This window comes from Vibrio olivae (assembly GCF_042428525.1).
Taxonomy (GTDB): domain Bacteria; phylum Pseudomonadota; class Gammaproteobacteria; order Enterobacterales; family Vibrionaceae; genus Vibrio; species Vibrio olivae.
In genome coordinates this window covers 114367-136609 of the sequence record NZ_JBHMEP010000002.1, presented here as the reverse complement: position 1 = coordinate 136609, position 22243 = coordinate 114367, and the positions used below count along the sequence as shown (strand labels likewise).

Annotated in this window: 15 protein-coding genes; 8 read left to right on the top strand and 7 right to left on the bottom strand. The window is 42.2% G+C overall.

All coding sequences use genetic code 11. The features are described 5' to 3' along the window. Nucleotides 1-252 precede the first annotated feature (252 nt). Nucleotides 253-1305, top strand: coding sequence for a 3-deoxy-7-phosphoheptulonate synthase AroG (gene aroG, locus ACFFUV_RS10485; protein ID WP_390192189.1), 1053 nt, complete (start codon nt 253-255; stop codon nt 1303-1305). A 65-nt stretch (nt 1306-1370) separates the two neighbouring features. Here the strand turns inward: aroG and ACFFUV_RS10480 are convergent, their stop codons facing one another. Together ACFFUV_RS10480 and ACFFUV_RS10475 are read right to left on the bottom strand one after the other, a co-directional pair. After that, entirely contained in the window at nt 1371-1646 is a 276-nt protein-coding gene (locus ACFFUV_RS10480) for a nitrogenase-stabilizing/protective protein NifW (RefSeq protein ID WP_390192188.1), read from the bottom strand. A 326-nt stretch (nt 1647-1972) separates the two neighbouring features. After that, the gene (locus ACFFUV_RS10475; protein ID WP_390192186.1) at nt 1973-4030 is read right to left on the bottom strand and encodes an alpha-amylase; all 2058 of its coding nucleotides are present in this window, start codon (nt 4028-4030) and stop codon (nt 1973-1975) included. 301 nt (nt 4031-4331) lie between these two features. On the opposite strand from ACFFUV_RS10475, the gene ACFFUV_RS10470 reads away from it, so the two are divergent. The 4 genes from ACFFUV_RS10470 to ACFFUV_RS10455 all read left to right on the top strand — a co-directional run bounded on the left by ACFFUV_RS10470 (nt 4332) and on the right by ACFFUV_RS10455 (nt 9956). Next, nucleotides 4332-4685 (top strand): helix-turn-helix domain-containing protein, encoded by a 354-nt coding sequence (locus ACFFUV_RS10470; RefSeq protein WP_390192183.1) that lies wholly within the window; start codon nt 4332-4334, stop codon nt 4683-4685. Between the two features lie 82 nt (nt 4686-4767). Next, complete coding sequence (locus ACFFUV_RS10465; RefSeq protein WP_055451883.1) at nt 4768-4995, top strand: DUF3820 family protein; 228 nt, start codon at nt 4768-4770, stop codon at nt 4993-4995. Further along, the gene (locus ACFFUV_RS10460; protein ID WP_115206697.1) at nt 4979-7015 is read left to right on the top strand and encodes a recombinase family protein; all 2037 of its coding nucleotides are present in this window, start codon (nt 4979-4981) and stop codon (nt 7013-7015) included. The genes ACFFUV_RS10465 and ACFFUV_RS10460 overlap by 17 nt, the downstream gene beginning before the upstream one ends. 1549 nt (nt 7016-8564) lie before the next feature. After that, nucleotides 8565-9956, top strand: coding sequence for a RepB family plasmid replication initiator protein (locus ACFFUV_RS10455; protein WP_390192179.1), 1392 nt, complete (start codon nt 8565-8567; stop codon nt 9954-9956). A gap of 136 nt (nt 9957-10092) precedes the next feature. Here ACFFUV_RS10455 and ACFFUV_RS10450 read toward each other — a convergent pair whose 3' ends face one another. Next, the gene (locus ACFFUV_RS10450; protein WP_390192177.1) at nt 10093-10464 is read right to left on the bottom strand and encodes a hypothetical protein; all 372 of its coding nucleotides are present in this window, start codon (nt 10462-10464) and stop codon (nt 10093-10095) included. A gap of 230 nt (nt 10465-10694) precedes the next feature. Between ACFFUV_RS10450 and ACFFUV_RS10445 the strand changes: the two genes are divergently transcribed. Continuing rightward, entirely contained in the window at nt 10695-11519 is an 825-nt protein-coding gene (locus tag ACFFUV_RS10445) for a hypothetical protein (RefSeq protein ID WP_390192174.1), read from the top strand. 5 nt (nt 11520-11524) lie between these two features. After that, on the top strand, nt 11525-13612 hold the full coding sequence (locus ACFFUV_RS10440; RefSeq protein WP_390192172.1) for a hypothetical protein: 2088 nt from the start codon (nt 11525-11527) through the stop codon (nt 13610-13612). A gap of 707 nt (nt 13613-14319) precedes the next feature. Here ACFFUV_RS10440 and ACFFUV_RS10435 read toward each other — a convergent pair. Genes ACFFUV_RS10435 through ACFFUV_RS10420 form a run of 4 tightly spaced genes read right to left on the bottom strand, consistent with a single transcriptional unit; the run spans nt 14320 to nt 21526 of the window. Further along, the gene (locus ACFFUV_RS10435; protein WP_390192171.1) at nt 14320-17544 is read right to left on the bottom strand and encodes a type I restriction endonuclease subunit R; all 3225 of its coding nucleotides are present in this window, start codon (nt 17542-17544) and stop codon (nt 14320-14322) included. Between the two features lie 16 nt (nt 17545-17560). Next, nucleotides 17561-18490, bottom strand: a complete 930-nt coding sequence (locus ACFFUV_RS10430) for a COG2958 family protein (RefSeq protein WP_193295504.1) — start codon at nt 18488-18490, stop codon at nt 17561-17563. Next, nucleotides 18490-19833, bottom strand: coding sequence for a restriction endonuclease subunit S (locus ACFFUV_RS10425; RefSeq protein ID WP_390192167.1), 1344 nt, complete (start codon nt 19831-19833; stop codon nt 18490-18492). The genes ACFFUV_RS10430 and ACFFUV_RS10425 overlap by 1 nt, the downstream gene beginning before the upstream one ends. Next, the gene (locus ACFFUV_RS10420; protein WP_130545509.1) at nt 19823-21526 is read right to left on the bottom strand and encodes a class I SAM-dependent DNA methyltransferase; all 1704 of its coding nucleotides are present in this window, start codon (nt 21524-21526) and stop codon (nt 19823-19825) included. The genes ACFFUV_RS10425 and ACFFUV_RS10420 overlap by 11 nt, the downstream gene beginning before the upstream one ends. 109 nt (nt 21527-21635) lie before the next feature. Between ACFFUV_RS10420 and ACFFUV_RS10415 the strand changes: the two genes are divergently transcribed. Beyond that, the gene (locus tag ACFFUV_RS10415) at nt 21636-22232 is read left to right on the top strand and encodes a tyrosine-type recombinase/integrase (RefSeq protein ID WP_130545510.1); all 597 of its coding nucleotides are present in this window, start codon (nt 21636-21638) and stop codon (nt 22230-22232) included. Nucleotides 22233-22243 lie beyond the last annotated feature (11 nt).

Genomic DNA, 22243 nt, shown 5'->3' with positions numbered 1-22243 from the left:
GTATATCGACTTTATGGACAGTCTGATGTTGTATTTGATTTTAACGTATTGAAATATCGTACAAAATTAACTGTAAATTTAAATATACACCAAGCTTGTTTTGTAAAGTGGGTATAAATATTGCGTTTTTTTAAATTTAGTGCTTGCGTATTTTCGTCATCCTAGATAACTTACTCGTGACTAAACGAGAACCCCACTAGAATTGATGTTTTTATCACCAGTTTTAGAATAAGAATGACAGGAAGCCCAAGCATGTTTCAGACCGATGATGTAAGAATTAAACACGTAAAAGAACTGTTGCCACCCGTGGCTATTTTAGAAAAATACCCAGCGACAGACACTGCGGCTTCAACCACTTTTCAATGTCGCCAAGCGATTTCAAATATCCTTCAAGGCAAAGATGACCGCTTGCTGGTCATTGTTGGCCCATGCTCTATTCACGATACCAAAGCGGCACTGGAATACGGTGAGCGTTTGAAAGGGCTGCGTGATGAATTCGGTGAAGATCTCGAAGTGGTGATGCGTGTTTACTTTGAAAAGCCTCGTACTACAGTCGGTTGGAAAGGTCTCATCAACGACCCGTACTTAAACGATACATACCAAATCAATGATGGTTTGCGAACTGCTCGTAAATTACTGCTTGATTTGACCGATATGGGCATGCCAACGGCCACTGAATTCTTAGATATGATTTCGCCACAATACATCGCTGATTTGATTAGTTGGGGAGCCATTGGTGCACGTACGACGGAATCTCAAGTGCACCGTGAATTGGCGTCAGGCTTGTCTTGTCCTGTTGGTTTTAAAAACGGTACGGATGGCAATATCAAGATTGCGGCTGACGCGATCCGCTCTGCGGGCTCTGAACACAATTTCTTGTCTGTGACTAAATTTGGGCATTCAGCGATTGTTGAAACCAGTGGTAACCCCGATTGCCACATCATTTTACGTGGTGGTAAAGAGCCAAACTACAGCGCTGAGCATGTCGGTGAGATTAAGCAAAAAATGGAAGCTGCGGGTCTGGCTCAAAAAGTGATGATTGACTTTAGCCATGCGAATAGCTCCAAGCAATATCAACGTCAAATGGTGGTTTCTGATGACGTGAGTGCACAAGTCTCAGGTGGTGAAGATGCTATCTTTGGTGTAATGATTGAATCGCATCTTGTCGAAGGTCGTCAGGATCTGGTTGACGGCCAAGCGTCGACATACGGTCAGTCGATTACGGATGCATGTATTAGCTGGCAAGATACTGAAAACGTGCTTCGTCAATTGGCCGATGCGGTGAAAGCGCGCCGCGCGAAGTAATGACATCGCTGATGACCAAAGCCTCCATTTGTGGAGGCTTTTTTGATCGCATTTCATATTTAGAATTAGCGTCTCTGGCAGGAAGTACAACCGCGGCACGCTGATCGGCTGTGGCGGTCAAGTCGTCCGCGTTGCACTTTGCAGTAGGCGTTTTTTAGCGCGCGCCGCGCTGAAAACCAATCATCGGGTTTAGCCAGAATCAAATAGCCATTAAAGCGTTTGACTAAATCAGTACGATATTCATCAATAAAGCGGCTATCGAACTCAATTTCAAAGTAGTCGAGAGCTTGCTCTATCGATGTAAATTGCGCAATCGTCTGTAATATATCCGTTTGACTCATGATATCGCTGACTAAGTTACGTGTGTTAAGGGCGACTTGGTGTTTGCAATGGTAGTTGCAAGCGAGCCAAGTTGATGAGAGTGATTAACTGAGTGTAATGAGGCTGGCTGGCCGTGTCTTTGATATCAACACAAGTTTGGTGTTTTTTTGTTCGCACTCATTGCCCTTTAATTGTAACCAAAAGCCCCGTTAAGCCGTTATATGTTGGGGATGATTGCCCGTAAAAACTGGGCTGTGGATAAAATAAAAAGGCTCATAAGAGCCTTTTTCATCAGGTTATTCGTCACTTGGCCGTGACTCTAGGATGGATAAACGGCCGCACGGTATTACTGCCGACCCACAAAGCCGATAATGACTTTGTCATTTTTGAGGGTCCGAGAAAAAACATACGCATTATCTTGTTTAATCTCTTTATGTTCTCCGGCGCCAATCGCAGGGTGATGCTGGCGGAATTGACCCACTGTTTGCCAATGTTTTAGCAGTGCGCGGCGGTCTTCATCAAGTTTCCAAACCATATCTGAGCGCGTACCTTGATGGAAGTCATCCGCGTATGGGCCAAGCTCTCGACCGACCTCGTCACCGTAATACACTTGTACACCACCTGGGCTAAGTAACAAAGCATTGGCCGCGTTACGTTGCATTTCAAACGAGTTAAAACGGCTGAAAAATAGCTCCGTATCATGCGATGACATGTAACTCACTGGCATAAAATCCGGTGAACTTTGCATCTCGTTGGCATAGTTTTGATAAGTATCCGCCATCTGGCTAAAGCATGCGGCTCCGTTATCGAGGCGTTTTTGTAAGTCGAAGTTAATTAGAGCGTCAAAGCCATCATCGACGTACGGGCTGCGATACGCTGAATGCCCCCAGACTTCACCTATCATCCAAAACGGCGCGCCTTGTTGATGATTCACTTTACGCCATTCTATTAAGCTCTCAGACGCCTGAGATTTAAGGCGCTTCCAAACCTCGCCCTCGACGTGTTTCACGGTATCTACTCGAAAGCCATCAATACCAAAGCGTTTTACCCAATCGGTTTGCCATTCGATGAGGTAGTCGGCAACCGTATAGTTGTCTTTTGCTGTGACGCGAGTGCCGGGATTATTCAACAGCCATTGTGGTGGTGTCACGTAGGCGGTTGATTCAGTGCGAAAATCGGGTAATCCTGCCAACGTCATCGTGATATCGCTTGATCCAGGAGAAGGATAACCAGGAAGGCCTGCACGAACCCAATCGCCGCCCCACCAATCTTTCCAGTTCGAGCTATTGTAATTGATCGCTTGGTGAAAACTGTGCCAGTTTTCACCAGACTTTGGCGCCCAATCGCTCCATTTTGCTGGTAATTGAGCCGCATCAACCACGTGTACTTTATCCATTTGTAAATCGGCAAGAGTCGCATAACCTGAATGGTTAATCACGGCATCAAGCAGCACTTTCATGCCGCGTTTATGAGCTTCTTGCACTAAGGTTTTTAAATCGTTTTCATCGCCAAGGTTGGCATCAATTTTAGTGAAATCACGAGTCCAATAACCGTGATAGGCATAAAATGGGAAACTGCCACTGTCACCACCACCAACAAATCCATGAATTTGCTCCACAATTGGCGATAACCAAATGGCATCAGTACCCAAACTGGCAATGTAGTCGAGCTTGTCTATCACACCTTTTAAATCTCCACCGTGAAAAGTACCAATCTCTTGTTTACCGTCACTTTTACGTCCGTAGCTGTGATCGTTACTGTTATCACCATTGTTAAATCGGTCAAGCATCACAAAATAAATGTTGGCTGATTTATAGGTAAACTCGGGCTTTTCGATTATTTGGGCTTTTTCAAGTAAGACTAAACCGCCGCTGTTTGCTGCGGGTGTCAAAGTGACTTTGCCGTGCTTTACCTCTACGGTTTGACCGCTTAATGCATCTTTAAGCTTCGTTCCATCGGAAAAGGTCTCGCCAACAGCAAGTGTGACTTCACCGCCTTGATACGTTTCACATTGGACATCGGGAATCGGGCGAGTAAAGGTGGTTTTAGTGCTTTTTTTGGTTGCACGGCGAATCGCTAGGGTATGGGCGCCAGAGTCAAAATCAAATGCGTAGTCCCCACTAAAACGGACTTTAAGTTTGAATTCAGTCTCCGCTCCACAATTGAGCGCAATGGGCTTTGAAAAACGGATTTTTGCGCCACTGGGAGCAATACAATTGCCCATCACCCCCGAGATTTTGAAGGTGTAGTCATCTTTCGGTAACGGAATGACCAGATCATCACTGGCATCCAGTGGGAAATTACGACTCGTTGTGGTTGTTGAAACCGTAATATTTGGCGCGGCGAGTGCACTAACGCTAATAAGACTCGCGGTGATAGCGCAGCAGAGAGTAGAAAGTTTCACGTTCAGTCCTTGTTACTATTTTTAGAATTTTAAGAAGCCGGATGACCATTGGCTTTAGATATCACACCATGGTACCGCTGCTTTTTTGAGCTGACATCATTCCCGCTGTCTACGCCCTAAAATTTGCACTAATTCACAAAGCAAACGGAGCAAGGATGAGACATCATTGCGGTGATTGCCTAAATAGATGCCACGTTCTATACAAATCGATAAACCTTGATAAAAACTTCACGTCCGCCTGACATGCGGTATGGAGAATTTTCTGACACTCGTTCCACAAAAAATCAGCGAAGGAAGAGTTATGGAGTTTACTCAACAAGACAAAGAAGCGTTGTACAATGTCTGGATGTCGCAGAAAGCGAAAATGCGTATTACTCAAATGGAATTCGCCAAAAAACTTGGGCTTAGCCAACTGGAGTTTTCCGAGTTGTTAAGGGGCAAACGCGAGCTTTCGATGTCATTCATTGGGCAGTTTTGCCACCTATTACATGTTGAGCCTGAACGTGTTGTTCCCTCTTTAAAATCCAGTATTACGGAAACGCCAAAAGTGGTGTACCTAGAAAGTCGAATGTCAGTGGATGGCGAAATCCAACGAGCATACATCGAAGGTAATCAAGTGGTTGTTGAATACGCACATACCGTTAAGCAGTCTTAAGTACTTGAGTGACACCCAGTCACGCTTCTTCTCCAAGCTGTGTTAGAGTAGGGTACTTTGATACTGCGTTACCTCTGAGCTCATGTTAGAAAAAGAGAATTTATTAAAGCTGGCCCGCGTTCAAATGCCGTTTGGCAAATACGCAGGGCGAGTGTTGATTGATCTTCCAGAAGAATATCTGCTGTGGTTTGCCAATAAAAAACAGTTTCCTTCGGGAGAGTTGGGTGATTTAATGCAGCTATGTTTAGCTCTCAAGGTTGAGGGCTTAGATTCTGTAGTGAAGCCCCTTAAGTATGAGAACTACCCCTAAAATCTATAATTACGCTCGTGTCAGCACCACTAAACAAACAAAAGGTGTGGGATTAGAAACCCAGCAGCAGAGGAGCGTCCTCGAAAACCTGTCGCAAGAGCATAACCTTCCTATTCATGATGAGAATTTCGTCGATCAGGGGTTAAGTGCATATCATGGTAAACACAAGGATGGTGCATTTGGAGTTGTTTTATCTCGAATTGAAAGTGGTGAAATAGCGTCTGGCAGTATCCTTGTTGTCTTCTCCCTAGACCGCCTCTCAAGAGAAACGGTTAACGTTGCTATGGAGCAATTTCTTAGCATTATTAATCGTGGCGTACGTGTTTATACACATATTGATTGCAAAATGTTTGATTCAGAGAGCCAAAATCAGACCGCAGATCTTATTGGTTCGTTAATTACGATGCAGAGAGCAAATGAGGAATCTGAAACTAAATCGAAGCGTATAATTGCTGCACAGAAGATCGCTTTAAAGCGTTGGAAAGATACAGGTAAGCCACAAGGAGCACTTGGACGCTCACCATTCTGGATAGATCAACCTACAAATACACTTAATATCAATGCCGAAGGTGTAAAAAAAGCGGTTGAAATGAAACTTGCGGGTTACGGGGACTTAAAAATTAAACAGTACCTTGATGCTAATTTCGAGTACAAGCAAACACGAACAAAGGGTACTGTAAAACAATCGAATACATGGGATTATACTGCTATCAGTCAGTTATGGGCTAATCGTTCATTGATTGGGGAAAAAAACTTTCATATAGAAGGTGTCAGTCATGTTTTTGAAAATTACTATCCTCCCATAATTGATGAAGCCACATTCCGTAAGCTTAAAATGTGTAAATCCGAAAAACGAGGAAGGAATACAAGCACTGGCAAAATACCATTGCTAAAAGGTATTGCTCGGTGCGGCATTTGCGGCGGGGCGATGGTGTTCGTCGATAAGGGTGATAATAGAGTTAACTACGTGTGTAATTTGGCGATGAAAGGAGAGCATGATAGGGAAGTATATAATGTAAACATGCTGGATCTTTTGACGTTGGAAATATGTAAGGATGCTTACCTTGCAGAATCTGATAAGGCTAATAATACATTTGTAGAAAATGAAAAAATAAAAATTGAAACAGAGTTGGTAGAAGAACGAGAAGTACTAGATGAACTTGTAGCTCGTTTTAAAGCAAAAAAATCGAATACGATTTTAGATCTTATTGGAGATAGTGAAAACCAAATTGACGTACTTGAAGCCAAACTGGATGCCATTAACAATGCTGACGTGGTCTTAAATGCAGATGAGTTGGTAAGTTTACCCGAAATTTTTACTGACGACGTTCGAACAGACTATTTACATCCAGAAAGGTATACAATCCGTAATAATCTCTATCGTTTTATTTCTTCAATTACATTAAATCGTGTGGTCGAGCATTGCAGTGACGCTAAGATCAAGAGCGCTAACTGTATCGATATTACTTGGCACTTCAAAAATGGACAAAAGCGAAGGCTTGCAATGTTGCCATATCAGTACTTAAAGGCTGACGATGGTAGGAAAAGCCTTTATCTACCCTTTGTATATATGTATGGCAGTAAGAGTAACATTAAAGTTGATGATGGTGGCCAATTCTTACCAAGCATTTTTGAGAAACTCCATGCTTTCGATTTAACAAAGTGCTTGTATCCGAGTAGAGGTTGTTATCAATGGAGTAAATTGAGTTTAGAGTGTGGTAAAACTTATTGGGCGCCACTTGATAAGGCCATGTTTATGGAAAAAGGAATGGAAGTTATTGCTGATACTGTTCGAGATAATGGGGGCACAAATAAAGTTGATGGAGTCACTACAAACTATCTTTCTCTCATGTTTAACTATCCGTCATCCGAAGAGTTTTCGTATGACTATCCGGACTCAACCTTCGTTGAGTTAGCTTGTAAGTTTGGTTTTGTCGCGGATCGTGATTTTTCATTATTCTTACAAGACAATAATTTCAATCGTGAGCTTTATTCATCACTCGACTTTTTGATGTCTTAGTAAGCTTTTCATTCTAATTAAAGGGCATGGTACGACGGAGTATTAAATGTAATACCCATGACTCTTTCGACGAGAGTTCGCTGGAGATTCTGAGATTGCAGCCCGTTAACTATGGCGATTATGGGAGCACTACTGTTAAATATTGGTGATTATAGGTACATCTAGCACCTGAACTATGGTGATTTTGGGATCGCTAACGCTAAACACTGGTGATTATAGGTACATTCAGCACCTCAACTATGGTGATTTTAGGATCGCTCATCGCCAAAGGCTGGTTATAGGACATCCAGCACCTCAACTATGGTGATTTTAGGATCGCTACCGTTAAAACTGGTGATTATAGGCACATCCAGTGCCTGAACTATGGTGATTTTGGGATCGCTAACGCTAAACACTGGTGATTATAGGTACATCCAGCCCTGAACTATGGTGATTTTGGGATCGCTAACGCTAAACACTGGTGATTATAGGTACATTCAGCACCTCAACTATGGTGATTTTAGGATCGCTCATCGCCAAAGGCTGGTTATAGGACATCCAGCACCTGAACTATGGTGATTTTGGGATCGCTAACGCTAAACACTGGTAATTATAGGTACATCCAGCCCTTAACTATGGTGATTTTGGGATCGTTCACCACCTAAGGCTGTTGATTGTAGGACATCCAGCCCCTGAGCTATGGAGATTCTGGGATCGCTACCGTTAAAACTGGTGATTATAGGCACATCCAGTGCCTGAACTATGGTGATTTTGGGATCGCTACCGCTAAACACTGGTGATTATAGGTACATTCAGCACCTTAACTATGGTGTTTTTAGGATCGCTCATCGCCTAACGCTGGTTATAGGACATCCAGCACCTGAACTATGGTGATTTTGGGATCGTTCACCACCTAAGGCTGTTGATTGTAGGACATCCAGCCCCTGAGCTATGGAGATTCTGGGATCGCTACCGTTAAAACTGGTGATTATAGGCACATCCAGTGCCTGAACTATGGTGATTTTGGGATCGCTAACGCTAAACACTGGTGATTATAGGTACATCCAGCCCTGAACTATGGTGATTTTGGGATCGCTACCGCTAAACACTGGTGATTATAGGTACATTCAGCACCTTAACTATGGTGTTTTTAGGATCGCTCATCGTCTAAGTCTACGACGATAGGAACTAACACAGTACAAACCCCTATGAGTGGACTCCGTACACTCAAAAGCTCTTCCATCAAAATCCTAATCTTGTATCTGTTTTCCAAATGTCTTTCCTCCAATCTTAACTCTTTAGACTTTTCCTCTTTTAAAACCTTTAAGAAACTTTAGGATGAAAATAATCCTTATATTACAGTACCATAGGAGAATTAGTGCGAATAATATCAGTAGTATTGCGAGCGACATCAGTATTATTACGAACAATATCGGTATTTATTACGAGCAATATCGGTATTTATTACGAACAATATCGGTAGCGTAAGTGCAGAAAGTTCCTTATTTATTGCGAAAAAAATTTTGATTTTCGCAAATAAGTTATTAACCTTCTAAAAAATTTAGAGATTATGATGATGAATTTAAGTGAAATTGAGAAAAACGGCGCAGCAAATTTTAGCCGATTGCTAGTTTCCCCTCATGCAACACTCCAGCAACAGCGAATTATGGCATCCGCAGTTGCTGCGTTTGTTCCTACCGATAAGTTTTTGATTAGTGCATTAAATAGCCACATGAACAACCTTGAGGTTGATTTAATTAAAATTCACAAGAATGTAATTAAGGGCGATGATCGAGAATCTGAGTTAATCGAGTTAAAGAAAAATGATCGATTAATGGAAAATACGTACCTAGAGTCTGGAGAGGGAAGTGAACCTTCTATTCAATGGGATCAGTTAGGTCTGCTTGAGTGTGCGAGTATATTTTTTTGTAAACACCCTAGCTATCTGCAATTTAGCTTTAATTTACGCGATTTTGTCAGCTATTGGTCACCAGATTCACGTATAAATATAGCCCCTAGCAGGTTATCTGAGAGTATAGCGCAGGCTGCATCTAGTACGAATTTTAACACCGCATTTGAATACAAATATGAGAAAAATGGAAAAAGGTGCAGGGATGTAGTTCCAATTTTTAGTCGCATTCAATTGATTGAGGGGAATGAGGTCGTTTCGGTTGAGTTAAATCCTAGATTTATGCCATTTTTGGTTTTTTACTGCCAAGATTTGAAGCGTATCGGTTATACAGCACTGCCTCTTTATCTAGTTAAAAGTTCTAAATCAGAATTTACTATGAGAATGTGGTTGGTTCTTTTACGTAGATATCATTTAGATACAGGAACATCAGTTAGAGAAATTAATGTAACTATTCAGGAGTTACGAGAGGAGATGGGGACAACTAATCGATACAAAAATGGTAGTGATTTTTGCAAACATGTTGTACATAAATCATTAAATGAAATTAACGAAATTTCTCAAGATCCTGATGTGTCAGAAAAAGCACTTAAAATTGTAACTCAAAAGAATGGCGAATTGTTTAAGGTCGAAACCAGAGGGCGCAGAATTGTCGGTGTCTCTATAACTATTGATCCATCAGGATTAGCAAATGAGAAGGCTAAATCTAAGAGTAAGAGTAAGAGTAAGGGCAAGGGTAGATCTAGGATGGATAGGTTGGAAAAACTCATAAATATCGAGGATACCAGAACGGTTGAGGAGGAAATAATGGCGATTAAAAGGGGTAGTGTTGGTAGCAAAGAACAAGCCAAAGCGTCATTTAAATCCCAACCCGAAATTATGAATAATAGTGAGCCTAAACCTGATGGTATCGAGCCTACATCTGACGATGTTGCTTTAAAGGGAGTTACAGATACGAGTGTGGACGAAAGAGCTACTAAGGTTCCAGAGAAACCTAAGGCCGAAAGGGATTCCGATCTATTCTCCAATTTAAGTGAAAATAGCCTGTTTTAAAATATGAAAGCCTCCTTAAGTGGAGGCTTTTTTTGGGATTAATTATTTAGGTAGTTTATGAGCATGAATTTTTCCATTTTTAGTCTTATGTAATATGTGGTTATTAAGCAGATACTCTATAATACCTTGTCTGTAATTATTTGTTTTTATTATCATTAGTTTTCATTTTATTTTTGAATTTTCTAGTGTATTGCGGAAGGTGTTTTTGTATAAATAACTCTAACTGATACTCTGGAATATTTATACAAATAGAAGCATCCCTTTTCGATATACCAAACCCACTTTTAAATAGTTTTGTTAGATGTTTATTTGAGAATCCTCGTGATTTATATATGTCAATTATTTCTTTAAATTCTAATAGCTGATTTTCATATTTCGATTTCAATCTATTACTCTGCATCGGCTTAAACCTTCCACTCTCAGTCTTACCCAAAACCAACTTCAAAAACTCTCTTTTTTGCGCCTCATTGAGGTTAAGGTGATCAATTGAAATTTTATTTTTATTCATAGTATTTTAATTATTTATCATTAATTATAGTGACCGCAGAACGTTGATTCAAATATGTGAATTTGTATAGCCAAAAAATATTGTACTATTAAGTTAGGTGGAGAGCTAAACCGTGGAGGCACGTCCAGATTGTTTACATTTTTGCATCCGCAAACAACAATCTCGTGCTTTAAGGGGTGCCCTTAAAAATCCCATTTATTGTCTCCGCCAATAAAATATAAATAACGATTATGACAAATAAAGAGAGTCAAAATAAACAAAAGAAAAAGAAGGAGGCATTAAGTAAAGTTATTGGCTTTAGAATCGATAATAACTTAAAGGAAGAATTAGAGCCTCTTTTGATTAATGAGGAAAGCTTCAATATCTTTGCTAGGAGAATGATTGATGTTGATAGAATAGTTCCTCCTATTGATGTATCTAGAGAGTTAATGGCTGTGTCTATTTTGGAAGTGGAAAAATCTCATTTTGATTCATTCTCAAAGATATTTTGGGGGATGATTAATAATGAAGACTCAGTAAAAGCAAAGGTCGATTTTCAGCTAACAAATTACCTAATATGTCTTAGAAAAATTTGTCACCTTCTTACAGTGCATAACTCTAACTTTCCTAAGTCAGAATCTTCGACTCGATACATTGGAAATGAAGGTAATGATTTTGAAGATAAGGTTGTATCTGGTGATGTGATTTTTGATGAAGAGATAGAGGAGAAAAACAGTACTAGCTCTGTTGTAAGTTTTAGAATCACTGAGTCTCTTTATCGCCAACTTTATGACAAGGCGGTTGGGACAGAATCCGTCCAGCAACTATGCAAATTAATGCTAAAACCTAACTACAAAATCCAACCTGTAGATCTTGGTTACATTAACCTAATTCTTAAGACTGAGCGGTTCTATTATTCACGCCTAAATAGTCTTGGTAGAGCGTTAGTAACACTACAAGAAAGGTATTCTGGTTTAGATATGAAATTTGTGCTCATTTATAGACAAATGTCAGCTCTAAAATTTTTGATGGAGGAAAGCCTTGGTAAGCATATAAAAGTAGTTAAAAAGAAATAAACACCATGATTATTAGATTTTCAACGCGCATTAATGGCATCGGTGACTACCTTGTGAACGGCAGGGTTAGAACCACAGGGGTTCATCGGGATGAGTACGATACACGAGTCCCAATTCATGGCTCATTAGAGGCCATCGAGCGGGACGCAAATTGGATTGCAAAATACAGAAGCAAATGGGATGGAGCGTACAAGCACATTACTATCAGTTTTGATGAGACAGATGTAAAAAAATACAGCGAAATACCGACCAGTGAGCAGTATGAGATGCACAAGGCTATTGTTGATGAGGTGCTTCGCGCAAATGTTCCTCATCGTGATCTTGATGAGCTTAACTATTATGCAGAAATGCATATTCCTACCAGAAAGCACATGCTCGATGATAATGGTCAGCGCCGCAAGCCTCACTTACATGTTGCTGTGTCTCTCCTTGATCATAAGACTCAGAAAAAATTAGAGTTTTATAACCCTAATGATTTGTCATATCACTCAGCCGTTCAGTCAGAAATTAACGCTCGCTATGGATTTCTAGATCCAGTCACGGTTATGGAGAGAAACGCAGAGCAACAAATTGACCGAGTTACACCTGTAAAGGGTAAGAGTACTAGCCACAAGGTGAGGCAAGCTCTGATCAAGCATCTACAGACCTGTAAACCCAAATCTGGAGCAGAACTAACTAAGGCTCTCATGGATTTTGAGCATATTGCTCCCGTCTCATCACCGATCACGCCTGTCGCAACCAAAGGCACTAAAGGTAATCGCTATCTTAAGATTAAAATAAATAGCAAGAAAGGTCGTGGCCGTAGAGGGGAATGGCGCTCACTGAATGTTAGAGGTGAGGGACTGGAGTTTTTAGAGTATCTCTATGACAAATATCGTGTTGATTCATCCAATGAAGCAGTGGTTGATGAGTCTGTCAGAAAATTTAAGCGCGAATTCATGAGTGATACTAGCTCTCCGTTTAGCAACAACCTGCTAACTTCTGTTTTCTCGGACAAAATTGAGCCTAAGCTTTCTGCTAAATCTCGCCGAAAGCGAGTTGATAGTGAACTCAATTCTGGAGCAAACTTCCGAGTAGATCTGAGAGATAATCATGAGTATCGCCGCAACCTAATCGACGAAAAACGTAAAAAATTCTTATCGAAATCACCCAACCGATCTACAAAAGAAAGAGAGGAACAGGCGAGGAGAAATAAGCAGTTAGCTATTGATGAGAGTCGCAGATTCATTAGGGAGTTAACGAGGCAGCAAAGACAGTTTTACTGTATTTACAAGACCAACATCGATAAAGATTTTGTTGAGGATGGTAAGTTTTTTAAACCTCGTGAAAACCCAGATCAGAACCATTTCTATAGTAAGAGGTGGGGGTGTTACATCATCGATCATGGAGATATGATCACAGCCGACACATCCTCTAAATCACCTCTCGATAAAATTGCTGCCCTAATGGTGCAACAGGGTCTAGCTAAAGGTTGGGCGTTGGATAGCATACAAGCAACTGAAGGCTCAAGCGATGAGTTTAAGGCTGCTGTAGCTCGCGCAGTGGAAACACAGAGAAAAGGTTTACTCTCAGATGAAGTGCAAGAGCTAAATGTCAGAACTACAAAACTAACTACTCACTCAAGGTATAGAGAGCCACCAAAAAATCTATACACAGACCGTTTTGAAAAGGAGTTGTCAGAGCGTGTAAATCGTAAGGCGAGAGCTATTTGTAGTCACGCTAAAAGCGCTGTTACTTCTGAAATGATTAAAGCCATCCTTAAACGATTTAAGCCTCTTGGTCGCGCTCCTGATTTTGATACCCTTCAATTTGAACGTAATGATAAAAATCACCTAATCATTATTGTTGGTGGTCGTCGTTATAATGCTATAGATCTGCTGAACAAGGTTATGGGCATCTCAGTTAGTGATGCTGTGGACGAAATCAGCAGACAAATTGAGTTAGCTAAACCGCAAGAGAAGGAGGTATTAGACGATAGTACTGACAGAGGGATCGGCGGTGGCTCTGGACAGAATACTACCCCCGAACCAGAACCTAAGTCAGCACCTGCCAAACCTGAACTACAATTAAAAAATCCCCTAAAAGTTGGCTGATAAGTATGGGGATCTAAACCAGAGAGATTCAGTGCTTAATCTGAGAGTAGTAAGGTGTTGATGTAAAGGTGTTTTCGTAATTGATGTAACAAGCAGAAATGGAGTTGAAGAAATCCGTTTTGTTGTTAATAAAAAGAGGCGTTACGCCATAGGTTTTGTTAGAGATGTAACTGGTTGTCATCCCGATGAAGCCATTAGATAGGCTTATGTGCATACATTTGCTGCTCCTAGAGGATGGACACAAAGCTACACGATAAAGAAAGGATGCGTCGCGTAGGTAGTCCTAGAAGATTTCCTGAAGGGTAGGAAAGCGACAATATTAGCGTTAACCCTAAAAACCAAGTATTAACTACTTGAAATAGCCTACATTCTGTTTGTTAGTTTAACAGTTTCGCTGAGATATACCGCGAGATGGCAGAATTTTCACTAGTGAAAAAATCGCTGGTTTAACAATTTCGCTGAGGTATATCGCGAGACGGCAAGTTTTCCACTAGTGAAAAAGTCGATAGATTAACGATTTTCCTGAGATATACCGTGAGATGACAGAATTTTCACTAGTGAAAAAGTCGATGGTTTAACGATTTCGCTGAAATATATGGCGAGATGGCAAGTTTTTCACTAGTGAAAAATTCAGAGACTTTAAAAATTTCTGAGTGATTCCTAAATTAGCCCATATAAAAAGGCAAGGGTTTACCTTGCCTTTTTAGTTACTTATACCACCCATCAGCCAATACTTCTGCTTGATCCAGAACCAGCTTAATCGCCTCTTCAGCGGCATCAGGTGGGTACTTCCAGCGACGCAATAAACGACGTACAAGGTTACGCATCCTTGCTCGCACACTCTCACGTTTCTGCCAGTCTACCGTAGCGGACTTACGCAGTTGGTGAGTGAGTTCAATGGCGAGTTGACGCAGGTTATCGTCGCCTAAGGTACGCACAGAAGCTTCGTTGGTGACCAATGCACGGTAAAATGCAATTTCATCGGTAGACAGGTTGAGCTTTTCCATCATCTCGCTATCCGCCTGCATTTCTTTGGCCCACTGGATCAGTTCTTCTATTACCTGTGCGGTTTCAATACTACGGTTATGGTATTTGCGCAGCGATTCCATGATGCGCTCTGAGTATTTTTTCTCTTGCACCACATCGTTTTTCATTCTTGCTTTCACTTCGTCGCGCAGCAGTTTTTCTAGCAGTTCTACGGCTAAATTCTTCTCTTTCATATTGGCAACATCTTCCAAAAACTCAGGAGAGAGCAAGCCAATATTGGGCTTATCTAAGCCAACGGTTTTGAAGATGTCATCGACTCCATCTGCCACAATGGCATTGTTGAGGATCTGGCGCAAAGCAGAGTTGCGTAGTTCGTCGCTGCGTTTTTTGTCAACCGTAGAATGTTTTAGGAATGCTGTTTTAATCGCTCCATAAAAGGCAATTTCGCTCTTATAGCCGTCCACTTCATCCAAGGTATTACATAGCGAGAACGCTTTCATCAGTGCAGCCATGACATCTAGGAAGCGGCGTTTACCATCACGAACTTCTTCGCCTTTGCTGTTGCGGTGTGAGAGACCAGATATATGGTTCACGGCTCCCGGAAGCAGTTGCAGAGGTTTGGTTTCAAAATCTGGACGATAGTTGAATACATCACCATCGACGGGCGTGGCAAACATACCGCGAATCACGTCTATTTTTTCCATGAAGACAGCGAAAGCTTCGGCGGTGTCGACGGTGGGCTGACCTTTCCCTTGACTGTTGGTATAGGTCTTAAGTGCGTTTTTAAGCTCATTGGCAATACCAATATAGTCAACAACCAAACCTCCGGGCTTATCCTTAAACACGCGGTTCACACGCGCTATCGCTTGCATAAGATTATGGCCTTTCATTGGCTTGTCGATATACATGGTATGGCAGCAAGGTGCATCAAAGCCTGTTAACCACATATCGCGCACAATAACCAATTGCAATTCGTCATCGGTATCTTTGTAGCGTTTCTCGAATAACTTCTTGGTTTTCTTATCATGGATATGAGGCTGCATTTTTGCTTTATCAGCGGCGCTGCCTGTCATGACGATTTTGATCGCGCCTTTGTTTGGATCTTCGTTATGCCATTCGGGTTTGATAGCCACGATGGCATCGTATAAATCCACACAAATCTCGCGACTCATGGCAACAATCATCGCTTTGCCCGGAAAGGTTTCACAGCGAGTCGTAAAATGCTCTACCAAATCTTGGGCAACTTGTTTGATTCGCGGCTCTGCACCAACCAGTTTCTCAAGTGCTGACCACTGCGATTTTATTTTCTCGCGACTTTCCGTTTCTTCGTCTTCGCCAATTTCCTCTTCGACCTGATCGTTAAGCGCTTCGATTTCATCTTGATTAATATCGAGCTTGGCTAAGCGAGATTCGTAATAAATCGGCACTGTCGCGCCATCATCGACCGCGTCTTGAATATCGTAGATAGAAACATAATCACCAAAGACACCGCGAGTGTCTTTATCGTCCATCGATATCGGTGTACCTGTAAAACCAATAAAAGCGGCATTTGGCAGCGCGTCACGCATGTATTTGGAGTAACCATAAACATAACGCTGATCAATCACATTGCCATCTGCGTCTTTAACATCTACTAAGCGAGCTTTATTGCCATACTGGCTACGGTGTGCCTCATCGGAAACCACCACGATATTCGAGCGCTCAGAAAGAATCGGATGTGCCATTTCTTCATCGAGCAGCGCAAACTTTTGTACGGTTGTGAAGATGATGCCACCGGATTGACGATTGAGCAGTAAATCGCGTAATGAATCACGATCTTCAGCCTGCTGAGGGATTTGCTTCAACGTTTCTTGCGCCATGGTGAAGGTATTGAATAGCTGGCCGTCTAGGTCATTACGGTCGGTAACCACTACTAAGGTTGGGTTATTCATTTCTGGTTGTTGCAGCAATTTACTTGCGTAACAGACCATCGAAATGCTTTTTCCACTTCCCTGAGTATGCCAAACCACGCCCGCTTTTTTACTTCCGGGCACCACGGTATTGGCGTAATTTGCCCTTGGCTCAGTAATTTGGTCAGACGTTGTGGCAGCCGTGACGGTTGCCTTAACAGCAGCTCGGACGGCATGGAATTGGTGATAACCTGCGATTTTTTTGATGATCTTGTCGCTATCATTTTCGAACAATACGAAGTAGCGAATGTAATCGAGCAGCAATTCTGGCTTAAAGAAGCCACGCACTATGGTTTCTAATTGGAATTCGAGTAGTGGCTTGTCGTCTTCACTCTCTATCGTCTTCCATGGCAAGAAACGTTCTTTATTAGCCGTTAACGAGCCGACTCGCGCCGTCCATCCATCTGAAATGACCAGCGCTTCATTGAACACAAAGAGATCAGCGATTTCTTCTTTATAAGTTTGAATTTGATTGTAAGCATTCCAAATATCGGCGTGATCATCGGCTGGGTTTTTCAGCTCTATCACTGCCAAAGGCAAGCCATTGATAAAGACAATCACATCTGGCCTGCGATTGACCTTGGTGCCTGTAATGGTGAACTGATTGACCGCTAAGAATTCGTTATTCTCGCGGTTCTCAAAATCAATTAATCGAACATGAGTATGCTTGGTCACCCATTGTTCTTGCTCCATTACCGAGTATTCAACAGGCACACCTTCGATTAAATATTGGTGAAAGAGTTTGTTGTTTTTAATCAGTACAGGCGTTTGCGGTGTGGCAACGATTTTCGCTACTTCGATTAAGGTGTCACTGGGCACATTTGGGTTTAAGGTTTCCAAGGCAGAGACTAAACGCGCCTGTAGCGTGACTTGCTGATAGTTTTCACGTTCAGGCGTATCACCATCTGGTGCGATGTCATAGCCATTTTGGTATTGGTAGCCTAGCTCTTTAAACCAATCGAGGCATTGTTGTTCTAGTTGGTCTTCAGTAATCATTAAGCCTTTATCCTTATTATTTATTCCATGCGCTCTTAATCAACCGTCCGGTTTGGTTATAAATGCCAACCTGCTCAATGTAATGGTGGAAATCCCTATTTTCAGAGACGATTCGGTTTGCAGATTGCCAATCCACGTTGACTCTCTCTTGAGCTGGAATGAGTATTTGGCTATCAAACAAAGATTCAGTATCCAGAATCAGCACGCCGATCCCGTGTAAGCTCGACAACATTTGCAACTCACCTTCAACGTCGCTATTTAAGCCTGTGGCAACAAGGTAGCCGAAATTGGCCCAACTCGAATTCGATACGGCTTGGAAAAAGTATTTTCGTACATTGCCTTTGGTAAGATGTTTCTTCACCTCAAAAGACCAAAGTCGAACCGAGCTGTGATTACCGCTGCGCACACAGCTTCTCACAATTTCATCCCAACCTTGGTCGAGCGGCTCTAACGCCACCACATCCGGATGTAACCAGTGATTGCCACCGTTGCCATGAGAGTTTTTAGATTTACGCTCGTCAATACGCTGACAGTAAAGGCCCAGATCCTTGCTAAGGTACTCAATCAACATTGGGTAGAGATCGTGTTCGCTTAAGCTTTGCGGCACGAGAGGCGTATCGATGTCTGATTCATCTGCATCGCTAAGATCATCTCCCTGATGAGCAGGTGTAGGCTTCTGCTCCCAGTAATAAACCCGAGGTCTTGGTTTGTCACGAGTGGCGACATTAGGACAAACTATTTTCGCTCTTTCAGTACGTTCCCCACCAATTTCTGCCGCGAGCTGGGCAATCAGCTTTTCTTCGGTGTTGTATCGCGGGTTTGCTTGCTTCTCAGCAATTTCTTCTGGATATCGAAGCACAAATTCTTTGGCTAAATCCCGAGCAGTAAACTTCTTGTCGGGGTTCGCCTTGAGCGTTTCGATAATCATTTCTACTCGGGTTGCCATTATTCGACCTCTGCTAATTCTTGAGCTTGTCCTAACTCGATTTCGCCGGAAAGCAATTTAGGAAGTAGCGTGTCGCGTAGCTTGGCTAACTCTTGTGACTCCAGAATGTTTGCTTCGATCTTAGCGAAAATTGGTGCAGCAAACTCGTGGTATTTCTTAACTAACTCGGCACTTGGACAGGCAAACTCAAACGTAGTGATTCCTTTTGGAGATAAGTGCAATACAGTTGTCCCCGTAGCAAAGCTCTCTGCATAGCGGTGAAAACGATAGGTGCTCATTAGTCCATAAAAGTATTGCTTAGCATCAGTTTCTTTTGGGCGTAGTATCGCTACATCAAGCGATGCAACCAGCGTGTCATATTGTGGTGCATCAATAACTAATGCTGGTTTACCTACGATCTCTGCTGCTTGTGTTACATCAGTCAAAGACATAACTAAGTCACCAGCCTCAATTACTTGCTGAGGTTTATATTTACCAGTGTACTCTTTAAGACCATCCATTCTGTAGCCACCGCCACGCTTAAAGGATTTCAAAGTAACTAGTGCAGTCGTAGATTCTTGAAGCTCAGCGCTTTTGTATGACTTGCCTTTCGTCACGTCAATATGATTGCCGACTTGATCTACAGGCCACCCTTCAGGAATCAAACCCAACTCAGACTCAACAAGCTTTTCGGGGAATAGCGAGGCAGTGGCAGCATCCATGCCTTCAGGCTGTTCACCATTCATTTTGGCTTTGACCGGATCGAAATCGACAAACCATGATTTGAAGATGGCTTGCGCCATTTCTTCTAAGATTTTGTTTATACGAGAATTAACAGCGATTTTTTTGCTTAGAGAGTTATATTGATTTGCAATTTCATTCTGCACCTCTCTTGGAGGAAGAGATATCTCTAAATTTCTTACCGCATCTTTGGTAATAGTTTTAGTAACAGACCCATTGGCAAATTGCTTGACGTAGGCTTCATTTATTTTTAGGAAAATGTAAACATAAACGGGATTAGCTTTTTGCTCATCAACTCTAATAAGAAACAAATTCATTGCTAAAGATACTGGACGCTTTAAATCCGGCATCAGATATATAGATCCAGCATTAGCTATCTTGTTCATTATCAAATCACCGCCATACACCTTTGATTTCTCTAGAAAGTTATAGGCATGCTCAGAAATAAACTTAAGTGAATCAGAGAAGTCATTACTCTCAAAGTTTGTCGTTCTTACCATCAAGGCGTAATCTTCGTCATCAAGCAATTCAACGTTTTCTTTTAGTTTTTGGTATGCTCCGTTGGCATGATAATCAGTGAGAACTGTGATTAAGTCTCCTAGGGGAACTTTGTTATATTTCATAACCCAACCCCGCTAGGTTTTTTTTGATCTCAGCTTCTAAGGTGGCTGACTCTGCAAACTGCTCGCTCAATTTAGCGGTTAACGCTGCCATCTTTTCACCAAATGGAACACCGTCGTCCAGTTCTTCTGCTGCTCCAACGTAACGTCCCGGAGTCAGAACAAAATCGTGTTTCTTAATCTCTTCCAAAGTTGCTGATTTGCAGAAGCCTGCTTGGTCTTCATAAGCGATACCATTTACTTCCGCACCTGTTTTCCAAGCGTGGTAAAGGTCAGCGACTTTCTGGATATCATCTTGGGTGAAATCACGTAGTACACGGTCTTTCATATAGCCAAGATTGCGCGCATCAATAAATAACACCTCACCTTTACGATCACGCAGCTTACGACCTGATTTATCGGTACGTGCTTTCTTGTTTTTGGTTAAGAACCAGATACAGGCTGGGATCTGGGTGTTGGTAAATAGTTGTCCCGGAAGCGCAACCATACATTCCACCAAATCGTTCTCAACCAAGGCCGCACGAATTTCACCTTCGTTGTTGGTGGTTGAACTCATCGAACCATTTGCAAGTAACAAGGCTTGAGAACCATCTGGTGCAAGGTGGTAAAGCATGTGCTGCATCCAAGCAAAGTTAGCGTTACCTGATGGTGGGGTGCCGTATACCCAGCGCGGATCATTATCATCGACACCTGTATTCCACTCTTTCATATTGAAAGGCGGGTTAGCCATGATGAAATCGGCGCGTAAATCAGGGTGTTGGTCATTGGTATAGGTACTGGCAGGCTCCTTACCGAAATCATAATCCAAGCCACGGATTGCCATGTTCATTGCCGCCAACTGCCATGTGGTGTAGTTGTATTCCTGACCGTAAATCGAGATTCTTTGTTTTTGCGTTAGCGGGTCAATCTCTTTTTGGTTAGCGCGACGTTCAATAAATTTCTCTGATTGCACAAAGAAACCGCCGGAACCCATTGCAGGGTCATACACACGGCCTTCAAACGGCTCAATCATCTCAACAATCAGCGAAACGATTGATGCAGGCGTATAGAACTGACCGCCTTTCTTACCTTCAGCAAGCGCAAATTGGCCTAAGAAGTATTCGTAAATATGACCAAGAATATCTTTGCTGTTAAGCGACTTATGATTGAATGGAATGGTCGCGATTAGGTTAATCAGCTCATTCAGTTTTGCCTGATCAATTTTTAGCGAGGCGTAGTGCTTGTTGAGTACACCTTTTAGCTTCTGGTTGTCGCGCTCAATGCCTTCCAATGCATTATCAATCAGATGACCAACAGAAGTAATTTTCTTCGTCTTACCATCAATAACCAAATCGGCACCACCAATGACCATCGGGCCATTGTCTTGCAGGAACTTCCAACGAGATTCTGTCGGCAGCCAAAACACGTTTTTCTCTTTGTAGTAATCGCGCTGTTCCAGCTCAATCGCGATTTCTTGCTCAAGCTCTTCAGCCGAGTAACCTTCAGGGTCGAGGAAGTACTCGTGATCAGGGGTAGCGAAGTCTTGTTTTAGTTCTTCTTGGCGAAGCGTGAAGGCGTCAGACACGTATTTAACGAATATTAAGCCAAGCACCGCATGTTTGTATTGAGAGGCATCGAGTGACGCACGGAGTTTGTCTGCGGCTGTCCAGAGCTTGCTTTCCAGCTCTTTCAGGAATAGTTGTTCTTGTTCGTTCATTACGGGTTTCTTGAGTTCGAAAAATTGGCCTTATGATACCAGTAACTACGCAAATTTCCTTGAGTTCTGCCTTACTTAACAGTGATTTTTATGAAGTAAGGAGCACATTATGGCTGCTTGGAATAAAGGAAAAAGGGTTGGGCAGAAGAAAGCGTTCAAATTGGAAGACATTTGGCGAATCCGCATTCGGTTGGAGCTTGAGGAACGGTTATTTGAATTGGCGTTGTTTAACCTTGCCATCGATAGCAAACTCAGAGCATGTGACTTGCGTAACCTAAAGGTACAAGACGTTAGCCGTAGTGGCTGCGTGATGTCACGAGCGATTGTGAAGCAACAGAAAACCCATCAAGAAGTGCACTTCGAGATCACGCCTAAGACTCAGCAAACCTTATCTCAATGGATTATCCTGAATGGTCTGAAACCAACCGACTACGTGTTCCCAAGTCCACGCCGTGAAGGGCAACCAATCTCTTACCATTACTACACGACTATGGTTAACCGATGGGTGACTGATATCGGTTTAGATAAAACTCAATACGGCACGCACTCGCTACGACGAACTAAAGCTTCTTTGATCTACGCCAAAACCAAGAACTTACGTGCTATCCAGTTGCTTCTGGGTCATGCTAAGTTAGAAAGCACGATTGAATACCTTGGTGTTGAGATTGAGGATGCGCTGAGGATTTCGGAGAGTTGTGAGACGTAAGATTCAATGCC